The following is a 9,983-nucleotide window of genomic DNA, read 5'->3' on the forward strand; positions in this document are numbered from 1 at the left end:
GAAAGCATGAACGCCGAAAACAATGATGTCCTGGGGCAGTCACCGGACTGGCATCGCAGGCTCGATCTCGGCCGGCTGGCGCGGCTGAAGGCCAGGTTGCTGGAGCATGACTGTGCTGCCGGCCTTTTCTACGACCCGATGAACATCCGCTACGCCACGGGCGCGACCAACATGCAGGTCTATTCCATGCACAATCCGTGCCGCTACGTGTTTGTCGGGACCGAGGGGCCGGTTATCCTGTTCGAGTTTGCGGGCTGCGAATTCCTTGCCGAGGATCGCCCCGCCGTGGACGAGGTGCGCGTGGCCCAGGCGTGGTATCATTTCGCGGCCGGGCCGCGGATGATGGAATTCGCGCGATCCTGGTGCGCCGAGATCGTCGACCTCATGAGGACATACGGAGGCGGCAACCGCCGCCTCGCAATCGACCGGCTGGACCCGATCGGAACCCATCTGCTGGAGGAAGGGGGCATCGAGATCGTGGAGGGCCAAGAAGTCGCCCACCTTGCGCGTATCGTCAAGACCCCGGAAGAGATCACCGCGATACGGCAATCCATAGATGTCTGCCAGGAGGCCATCCGCCGCATGATCGCCGGAACGAGGCCCGGCATGACGGAAAATGCCATCTGGTCGATTCTTCATCAGACCAATGCCGAACGCGGCGGCGAATGGATCGAGACCCGGCTGCTGACCTCGGGTCCGCGTACCAACCCGTGGTATCAGGAGGCCAGTGAACGCAGGGTCGAGGAGGGCGACATCGTCTGTCTGGATTCCGATCTGATCGGTCCGCATGGCTACGGCGCGGACATCTCCCGGAGCTGGACCGTCGGCGACCGCAAGCCGACCGACGATCAGAGGCGACTTTATGCGCTGGCTCATGAGCAGGTGAGCCGCAACAGCGAGCTTTTCATGCCCGGGCGCAGCTTCTTCGAAATCGCCGATCTCGCCCGCCGCATGCCGGAGGATTATCTGGCGAACGAGCAACCCGCGATCGCCCATGGAAGCGGGCTGTGCAACGAGTTCCCGCTTCTCATCCATTCCGACAAGATACGCGCCAAGGGCCATGACGGCATCATCGAGCCCGGGATGATCATTTGCATCGAAAGCTATGCCGGCGCCCCCGGCGGGAAGGAGGGCGTCAAGCTCGAGCAGCAGATACTGGTAACCGAGGATGGCCCGGAGCTGCTTTCCGACATGGAGTTTGAAGAAGATCTGCTCGAATAACGCGGGGACAATGGATCAGCCGCCACCCGGCGCACATGACACGGGATGGAGCGCTGAGGCGGCCGATGGAGCATTTGCCCGATCGCGATGACGTGAGGGCAATAGCAATACGGGCTGAACGCCGGCCGCCGGCGGCATCCTTCAAGCTGCAAGGGTGGGGCCGGGGCACCAAATGCGGCGTCCCGGCGCCGGTCTCTCAGGCCAGATGCTCCTTGACCTTCTCGATCACGTCCTCGACCGACAGGCCCAGACCTTCCAGCATCGACAGGTCGATGCCGTTTTCCTCCAGCATTCCGGTCACGGCCTCCGCGTCCATCTCGGCCAGCGCCGACAGGTCGATGCCGCTTTCACTGATTTTCGATACGATCTCGTCCGTGCCGCCCAAGGCGTTCATTGCACCGCCCAGCATGTCCCCAAGTCCCATCTCTTCTCTCCCGACTCATGAATCCCCCGGAAATCCCCCGGATCTCCCGGTGGTTGGACGGTGCCATCAATCCTGTCGGGAGAAAAGACCTGCCGGCGGGAAACGCGGTTGCCAGCATGCGGCCGGTGTCCCCCGCGCCCACCCACGTCACTGTTCACGCAGGGGCTTTGCCCGTGTGGCGCAGGTGCCCTGTCTTGATCCAGACGCGCGCGCCCTCGGGGCTGGCCTCGGCGTCGAATGCCGACCCGACCGGCAAGCGCAGCCAATCCCACGGCCCGAATGTTTCGGTGCCCTCGGACAGCCCGCCCGCGATCACGAAAACCTCGAGCCCGCCCGTGGCATCAAGGTTGCGGGCCGTGCCGGGCGCCCAATGTTCCATCACCACCCGCTCGCGCCCATCCTCGTGCAGCAGCAGGCTGTTGACGCCCGGCGCTGCCTGGACCCATGTGGCGCGGCCGCTGTCGACCCGGACTTGCGTGCGATCATCAGGGTCGAACTGGTGCAGCTTCACCAGGATCGTCGCACCCTCGCGCGCCGCCGGGGTGTGCGAGGATGTTGGCGGATTGCGCACATAGGACCCGGCCGGAAAGTCCCCGTTCTCGTCTTGGAAGATGCCGTCGAGCACAAGATACTCCTCGCCCCCGTCATGGGTATGCGGGGGAAAGGCGCTGCCGGGGTCGAACCGCACGATGCTCGTGGCGCGGGCGACCTCGTCGCCGATGCGGTCCAGCATCCGGCGGCGGACCCCCGGCATGGGCGAGGCGACCCAGTCGCCCTCGGCAAAGCGCACGACGGCGCGCTGGCTGAAATCCGCGTTCAGATGCATGGCAACTGGTCTCCTTGCGTGGTCCGGAATCTTCTTGCCTGGCGGGTCGCGCCTTGACCGGGCGGCGTCAACCATAACCCTGCGGCACGAACGATCCACCCCTGATATCCAGCGGATTCACCCGGCCGGCACGATCCGTCTTCCGGCTTCGGGAATCTTCCCGGGAACCGTTCTCACCGCGGCCATATCATCAACGTGTTGGAGTTTCATCATCACCGCCATCGCCCGTGCCGCGTTCTGTGTCTCGGGATGGAGCAAAAGACCCGGGATGCTTGAAAAGCAATGACCTCAGGGGCTTGTGATGGTGCGGTCGAGAAGACTCGAACTTCCACGGGTTTTACCCCACAGCGACCTCAACGCTGCGCGTCTACCAATTCCGCCACGACCGCACGTGACCGGGGCCGTATAGAACAGCAATTCCACGATGTGAAGAGCGAAAAATGATCGGGCCGCGGCAATCGCCACGGCCCGGCCGGCCCCCGGTCTTCCGGGTGATCTCAATCCGCGACTTCGAAAATCGGCAGCGTGGTGTCTCCGCGCGTCGTTTCCGTGTCGCCGGCCCCCGGGACGCCGCTCAATTCCAGCGTCGCTTCGCGAAGCAGCAGGTCACGGTCCGATTCGCCCGGGGCAAAGACCGCCCTCGCCCCCGAGTCCATCGAATCAAGTGCCATCGTGTACCATTGCACCGAAAGATCGGGGCGCTCCGGGGTGCCATAGCCATGTGCCAGGTGATGGCCGACAAGCTCTCCGTAGGGTTTTTCGCCCAGTGCCACCAGAAGCAGGGCCGAGCCCATTGCCGTTGCCATGTCCTCGGACCTGTAACCGGCGCCGAGGCAGATCCGCGCCGACGTGATCATCTGGGCCGGATCCATCCCGCTTTCCACGACATAGCCGCCGACATCATTCATCACAGCGCGATGATCCTTGCTGGAAGCGGCCGTGACGAAGGGCTTGAGCTGCTTTCCGAAGGCAGCGCAGCGCGCCTCGATCTGTGCCGCGGTGGCCCCCGTCACCCTTTGCTGAAGCTCCAGCCCCGTTCCGATCGCGTGGTCGCGGGCCATGCAGAATTCGCCGCCCAGAACCGCTTTCGCCGCGGTGACGCCGGCAATCCCGGAATAGCTGTCGGTCCGCGTCGTCACCGCGCAATAATCGCCAAGGCGCTTGTTCTCGGCCTCGACCTCGAACAACGGCAGCGATTCTTCCGCTTCCCCCCGCGTCGATGCGAGATAGGTGCCGTCGTCACCCCGCGGTTCGGCATCGGCCACCGCGCAGCGGGCGCCGGCACATGCGAAACTGTCCGGCGCCGCGTTGCTGACCATGAGGTCGTTGCGGGAGTAGCCACTTGCCGTCGAGACATAGACGAGACTCTTGCAGGCGTTGCCCTCGCACCAGAAGGTGCTGCCGCTGTCGGAGGTGTCGATGATGTAATCGGTGTCCCCGTCGCCGTTCAGATCAGCGAGCTGAATGAACCCGGCCTTCTTGACCAGTTGTTCGGCTGACGGACCCACGGCTTGCGCAACTTCATCAACACCGCGCGAAACCTCGGGTGGCAGCCCCGCATACCCACCGGTGCCGACCGCGGCGCCCGAAAGCATCCGCTCCTGTGTTTCCAGAAGGCCGCGCACGCCCTCCCGGCTGATGATCTGATTGGTCTCGTACCCGCCCGATGTGCCGCGGGCATGGGCTGAATGCAGGATCTGGGTCTGGTACGGGGTGAGCTTTCCGGTGGACGGATAGCCCATATAGGCCTGATAGCGGGAAATCGCGGCGCGCGTCTGCGGCCCCAGGACCCCGTCCACCACGCCGGCCTGGAAGCCGAAGTAGTTCAGCGAGGTCTGTGTCGTGCGCCGGGACTGTACAACCTCGGGTGCGGCATAGGACCGGGTGCCGTGGCTGTAACTCCGGGCGCGCTGTTTCTTGCGCTTGTTGTTGCGGGCTGCCTCGTTGAGCAGGGCGCCACCGATCACCCCGGTGACAAGACCACCGAGGAACTGCCCGTCGGCCTTCGCCACCGTCGCGGATGTCATGGTCACTGCGGCGATGATCACCGCCCCGGTTGTCGAACTGAATTTGCTGAGTGGCATGGTTTTCCTCCGGTTCATGGCGCTGTATCTTGCCCACAACGGCAACTATTTAAAAAGTGTAACACAGGGAATCGCCCCTGACGGAGTCATTTTCCTGTCAAGTGCGGAATACGCTAAGGAGCACCGGCGTTTTGGTGGAATGGATCGCAAGCCCCGGCCTGGTGGCCTACGAGGAGGCCGTGGCCCGAATGGAGGCCCGTGCGGCGGCCATCGCCGAAGGCCGCGCGTCCGAGGCGGTCTGGCTCCTTGAACATCCCCCGCTCTACACCGCCGGCACCAGCGCCCGGCTGGCGGACCTCACCGATCCCGGCCGCTTCCCGGTCCATCAGTCGCGGCGCGGCGGTCAATACACGTATCACGGCCCCGGACAGCGGGTGGCCTATGTCATGCTGGACGTGGGCGCGCGCGGGCGTGACGTGCGGGCCTTTGTCCGCAACCTCGAGGCATGGGTCATCGCCACGCTCGACCGTTTCAACGTGCGCGGAGAACTTCGCGAAGGCCGCGTCGGTGTCTGGGTGGTGCGCGAAGACAAGCCGCTCACGGCCGCCGGGACCCCGTCAGAAGACAAGATCGCCGCCATCGGAATCCGCCTGCGCAAATGGATCAGCTTTCACGGCATCTCGATCAACGTGGAGCCGGATCTGGATCATTTCTCGGGTATCGTGCCCTGTGGCATCGCCGAACACGGAGTCACGTCGCTTGTCGATCTGGGCCTGCCGGTCACCATGACGGATGTGGACGTGGCACTGGAGACGACATTTCCGGAGATTTTCGGCTGACGCGCCGGCGTGCAAGGCGGGGGCCGGTAATTTGCGAAAAACCCGCCACCCGGCCGCAACCGGAATGGCGGGCTGTGACGTCAGGCCCGGACCGGCCGGGCAGCAGAGGCCCTAGTTTTCCTCGTCATAGCCGGGCTTGCGATAATCCGCGGTATCCGCTTCCGGGTTTGCCTCGCAATAGTCGATCATCGCGACGATCATGTCACGCCCGCGGGCGTCTGCGCGCTCCTGCTCCCGGCCGGTTTCCAGATCTTCCATGCCTTCGGTCATGTCGCCCGTCTGGTCCGACATCTCGTCGTCGCCGCGCGCTTCGTCGCGCTGCTCCATGCGGCCGGTTTCCAGCCCTTCGACCGCCTCCGAGACGGTCATTTCCATGAAATCGGCGCAGGGCATTGCGGCGGCAGGTTGGGCCGCCATGGTGACAAACCCGACGATCGCGGTTGTTCTCATCAGATACGTCATTTCAAACTCCTTAAAACACCGGCTTCTCGACCGGCGGCGTCATGCCGTCCGCGTTGAAGCCTTGACGCGTACGTAAGAAGGCCGGGAGGATGCGTCACCCCCCGGGGGGGTGTTCTCAAAAAATCGTGAGACTCCCTTGCATTCGCTAACCGGATTAGGTTTTTTATCTTTTAAATCAGCGTTTTCATCCACCTTGGTGGCGGCAGGTCGGGGGGCAGGGTTACTGAACCTCGACCGCGCGGAACAGGCTGCGGCTGTGTCCCTCGCGCACGCGGTCGCGCAGGGTGTCCCCCCCGAAATCATAGCGAAACCCGGCCGACAGATCGTTGTACCCGCTGATATCACGGTAGTCGTCCAGTGCGTGCCCCCAGTCCAGAAAGAAACTCAACGGCCGCCGCCCGATCGCCACCTCGAAGCCGAAACTTGCGATCTCGCCATCCGGATCCGCCTGAAGCCCGCCGCGGAAAAGGAAATCCTCGCGGTACCACCATGTCACCTCGCCAAGGCCGAAGGCACCGAAATCCTCGCGCCCGGCGACATTGTCGGTCACGCCCTGAACCCCGCCCACGAGGCGCAGGTCGAACATCCTGTGGAACCGTTCGTAAACGCCTGCCACCTCGATCGAGGTCTCGTGATCGCCGGCGTAATTCACCCGCGCGCCAAGTCCGTGGCGCCCGTCCGGCCTGTCCTTCATCCAAAGGGCCTCGACTCCGATGTCGGGATGCTCCAGCGATACGCTCTCGCTGTCCGCGAACAGGTCCAGGCCCACATCGCGGAAGCCGCCGAACACCGCCAGTCTCGATAGCCCCGCAATCCCGGGATCGGCGATCCCGTAACGCAGCCGCAGGATGTCATTGTCGCGATCATTCACCGTCTCCCGCGCGTGATACGCGACAGACAAGTCCTTTTGCAGCCGTTTCCCGGTCGGTTCCGCCCCCGCGGTCGCCCCCGCGACGGCCAGAGATACGGCGCAGAGCGCCGCCGGTACGGCCCGCCCCGCTGCGAGCCGGAAACTCCTCGATATCATACGCAGATTCCCCCAGAAACGCACGCCTGTCCTGACTACGGACAAGGATTGTCCGGAGTCAACGCTTCCGGGCGTGCATCGGTGCAATCCACCTGCCGGATGCGGCGGGGTCGCAACGTTGCGGCCCGTCCGGAGCGTCCGCGAACGTCAGCCCCGCAGCGGTGCCCCGCGGTGCGCTCCGGTTGTCGAGGCCGGGTCTTGCGGGGCCGGCCGGCGGCCGGGACGGACGGGGGGGTGCGACAAAATTCTTTGATCCACGTCAAACTCCCGCATTGCCCGCACCGCCGCGTCATTCTAGAACAATAGAGGATCACGTGCGCGTTACCCCCTTTCACGGTCCGCGCGCCGCAACACTCAGCAGGAGGCAACAATGGCAGACGCAGCCATTCACGGCCACGACGACCACGACGAGCGTGGTTTCTTCACCCGGTGGTTCATGTCCACGAACCACAAGGATATCGGTATTCTGTACCTCGTCACCTCGGCGTTCGTCGGCCTGATCGCGGTTCTCTTCACCGTCTACATGCGCCTGGAACTGATGGAGCCGGGCGTGCAGTACATGTGCCTCGAAGGGGCGCGCTTCACCGCCGCGGCGGCGGGCGAATGTACCCCCAACGGCCACCTCTGGAACGTCATGATCACCTATCACGGGGTCCTGATGATGTTCTTCGTGGTGATCCCGGCGCTTTTCGGTGGCTTCGGCAACTACTTCATGCCGCTGCAGATCGGCGCGCCCGACATGGCCTTCCCGCGCATGAACAACCTCAGCTTCTGGCTCTACGTGGCCGGTACGTCGCTTGGGGTTGCCTCGCTGCTGGCGCCGGGCGGCAACGGGCAGCTTGGCTCGGGTGTGGGCTGGGTGCTCTATCCGCCGCTCTCGACCAACGAGGCCGGCATGTCGATGGATCTCGCGATCTTCGCCGTGCACGTCTCGGGCGCCTCCTCGATCCTTGGCGCGATCAACATGATCACCACCTTCCTGAACATGCGCGCGCCGGGCATGACGCTCTTCAAGGTGCCGCTCTTCTCGTGGTCGATCTTTGTCACCGCATGGCTGATCCTGCTGGCTCTGCCGGTGCTCGCCGGCGCCATCACCATGCTGCTGACCGACCGCAACTTCGGCACCACCTTCTTTGATCCGGCAGGCGGTGGCGATCCGGTGCTCTACCAGCACATCCTGTGGTTCTTCGGCCACCCGGAGGTCTACATCATCATCCTGCCGGGCTTCGGCATCATCTCCCACGTGATCGCCACCTTCTCGCGCAAGCCGATCTTCGGCTACCTGCCGATGGTCTGGGCGCTGATCGCGATCGGGGGGCTGGGCTTCGTCGTCTGGGCGCACCACATGTACACCGTGGGCATGAGCCTGACGCAGCAGTCTTACTTCATGCTCGCCACGATGGTGATCGCCGTGCCCACCGGCGTGAAGGTGTTCTCGTGGATCGCCACCATGTGGGGCGGGTCGGTCGAGTTCAAGACGCCGATGCTCTGGGCCTTCGGGTTCCTGTTCCTGTTCACCGTGGGCGGCGTCACCGGCATCGTGCTCAGCCAGGCGGGCGTGGACCGCGCCTATCACGATACCTATTACGTGGTGGCGCATTTCCATTACGTGATGAGCCTGGGCGCCGTCTTTGCCATCTTTGCCGGGATCTATTTCTACTTCGGCAAGATGACCGGGCGGCAATATCCCGAATGGGCCGGCAAGCTGCATTTCTGGACGATGTTCATCGGCTCGAACCTGACCTTCTTCCCGCAGCACTTCTTGGGCCGGCAGGGCATGCCGCGCCGCTACATCGACTACCCCGAGGCGTTCGCGCTGTGGAACTGGTGGTCCTCGGTGGGCGCGTTCATCGCCTTTGCCAGCTTCGTGTTCTTCTTCGGCGTGGTGTTCTACTCGCTCTTCCGCGGGGCCAAGGTCACCGAGGCGAACTACTGGAACGAATATGCCGACACGCTGGAATGGACGGTCTCGTCCCCGCCGCCCGAACACACGTTCGAGCAGTTGCCGAAGCGTGAAGACTGGGACAAGCAGCCCGCCCACTGAGCGGCTGACACATGACCCCGCGAAAGGCCCCGGCATTGCCCGGGGCCTTTTGCCGTTTGGCATCGGCCCATTGCGCCCGTGCCGCATGGCTGCGTAAACTCGGCCTCAACCACACCCGCCGCAGGATCGGGGCCGGGGCGCGAAAGGGGCAGCGATGAACAACCACCTTTACTATGGCGACAACCTCGCGGTGCTGCGTGACGAGATCGCGGACGAAAGCGTTGACCTCGTCTATCTCGACCCGCCGTTCAACTCCAACGCCTCCTACAACGTGCTGTTTCGCGGGCCGTCGGGGAACGAGAGCGCGGCGCAGATCGAGGCGTTCGACGATACATGGCACTGGACCGATGCCGCCGAGGAGGCATTCGGCGAGGTGCTACGCTCAGGGAACGGGGCGGCGGCGGAGATGCTGCGCGCGATGCGGTCCTTCCTGGGTGAGAATGACATGATGGCGTACCTGACCATGATGGCCGTGCGGCTGCTGGAACTGCACCGGGTGCTGAAGCCCACCGGCAGCCTCTACCTGCACTGCGACCCGACGGCGAGCCATTACCTGAAGATATTGCTGGATGCGATTTTCGGGGCGTCCTATTTCCGAAGTGAAATATCGTGGCGTCGCACAACAGGCCATAACGATGCGAAACAAGGTCGGCAAATATACGGAAGTGTTCGTGACATCATATTTTTCTACACGAAGTCAAACGATTGGACTTGGAATTGGCAGTATATGCCTTACTCGAAAGACTATATCGAACCGTTTTATAAGAAAAGCGATAGCAAAGGTCGCCGTTATCAATTGGATAATCTGACCGCTGCCAAAGCAGGTGGCGACACAAAGTATGAATGGCGTGCAAAGCGACCACTTGGTGGCGAATGGCAAACTGATCGTGATGACGAGTATTTAAACCCAAAGGACAATTGGGAATACATTGGAAACACGCCGTATTCTGGTAGAATTTGGGCTTATAATAAAGAGAAAATGCTCAAACTAGATGTTCCGTCCCGGATGATCACATAGCCCCTCGTCGATCCGCGCTTTTCATGGCACGATCTGTTTTGAACGAGGTGCGAGACGGGAGATCGGCATGCTGATCAAGCTTCACAGCCAAGCGACGA

The 9,983-nt window shown here is 63.1% G+C and carries 9 protein-coding genes and 1 tRNA gene; 4 read left to right on the forward strand and 6 right to left on the reverse strand.

Going from position 1 to position 9,983, the window contains the following annotated elements; translation table 11 throughout:
- Window positions 1–6 precede the first annotated feature (6 nt).
- Window positions 7–1,221 (forward strand): Xaa-Pro peptidase family protein, encoded by a 1,215-nt coding sequence (locus DQW77_RS14945; protein ID WP_220124972.1) that lies wholly within the window; start codon window positions 7–9, stop codon window positions 1,219–1,221.
- A gap of 196 nt (window positions 1,222–1,417) precedes the next feature.
- Here the strand turns inward: DQW77_RS14945 and DQW77_RS14950 are convergent, their stop codons facing one another.
- From DQW77_RS14950 to DQW77_RS14965, 4 genes are all read right to left on the reverse strand, one after another.
- On the reverse strand, window positions 1,418–1,645 hold the full coding sequence (locus tag DQW77_RS14950) for a hypothetical protein (protein WP_113259028.1): 228 nt from the start codon (window positions 1,643–1,645) through the stop codon (window positions 1,418–1,420).
- A gap of 154 nt (window positions 1,646–1,799) precedes the next feature.
- Window positions 1,800–2,471: a cupin domain-containing protein gene (locus DQW77_RS14955; protein WP_113259029.1), complete on the reverse strand. Its 672-nt coding sequence runs from the start codon at window positions 2,469–2,471 to the stop codon at window positions 1,800–1,802.
- Window positions 2,472–2,773: 302 nt separating this feature from the next.
- Window positions 2,774–2,860 (reverse strand) — tRNA-Leu (locus DQW77_RS14960).
- 108 nt (window positions 2,861–2,968) lie between these two features.
- Complete coding sequence (locus tag DQW77_RS14965; protein ID WP_181711289.1) at window positions 2,969–4,555, reverse strand: peptidoglycan-binding domain-containing protein; 1,587 nt, start codon at window positions 4,553–4,555, stop codon at window positions 2,969–2,971.
- Window positions 4,556–4,686: 131 nt separating this feature from the next.
- Here DQW77_RS14965 and lipB point away from each other — a divergent pair, with 131 nt between their 5' ends.
- The gene (gene lipB, locus DQW77_RS14970) at window positions 4,687–5,334 is read left to right on the forward strand and encodes a lipoyl(octanoyl) transferase LipB (RefSeq protein WP_404947940.1); all 648 of its coding nucleotides are present in this window, start codon (window positions 4,687–4,689) and stop codon (window positions 5,332–5,334) included.
- A 111-nt stretch (window positions 5,335–5,445) separates the two neighbouring features.
- Here the strand turns inward: lipB and DQW77_RS14975 are convergent, their stop codons facing one another.
- Window positions 5,446–5,796, reverse strand: coding sequence for a hypothetical protein (locus DQW77_RS14975; RefSeq protein ID WP_113259031.1), 351 nt, complete (start codon window positions 5,794–5,796; stop codon window positions 5,446–5,448).
- A 220-nt stretch (window positions 5,797–6,016) separates the two neighbouring features.
- Window positions 6,017–6,823, reverse strand: coding sequence for a hypothetical protein (locus DQW77_RS14980; RefSeq protein ID WP_113259032.1), 807 nt, complete (start codon window positions 6,821–6,823; stop codon window positions 6,017–6,019).
- A gap of 370 nt (window positions 6,824–7,193) precedes the next feature.
- Here DQW77_RS14980 and ctaD point away from each other — a divergent pair, with 370 nt between their 5' ends.
- Together ctaD and DQW77_RS18610 are read left to right on the forward strand one after the other, a co-directional pair.
- Complete coding sequence (gene ctaD / locus DQW77_RS14985) at window positions 7,194–8,867, forward strand: cytochrome c oxidase subunit I (RefSeq protein ID WP_113259033.1); 1,674 nt, start codon at window positions 7,194–7,196, stop codon at window positions 8,865–8,867.
- A gap of 154 nt (window positions 8,868–9,021) precedes the next feature.
- Window positions 9,022–9,885 (forward strand): DNA methyltransferase, encoded by an 864-nt coding sequence (locus DQW77_RS18610; RefSeq protein ID WP_113259034.1) that lies wholly within the window; start codon window positions 9,022–9,024, stop codon window positions 9,883–9,885.
- Window positions 9,886–9,983 lie beyond the last annotated feature (98 nt).

This window comes from Roseovarius sp. TE539, from assembly GCF_003298505.1.
GTDB lineage: Bacteria > Pseudomonadota > Alphaproteobacteria > Rhodobacterales > Rhodobacteraceae > Roseovarius.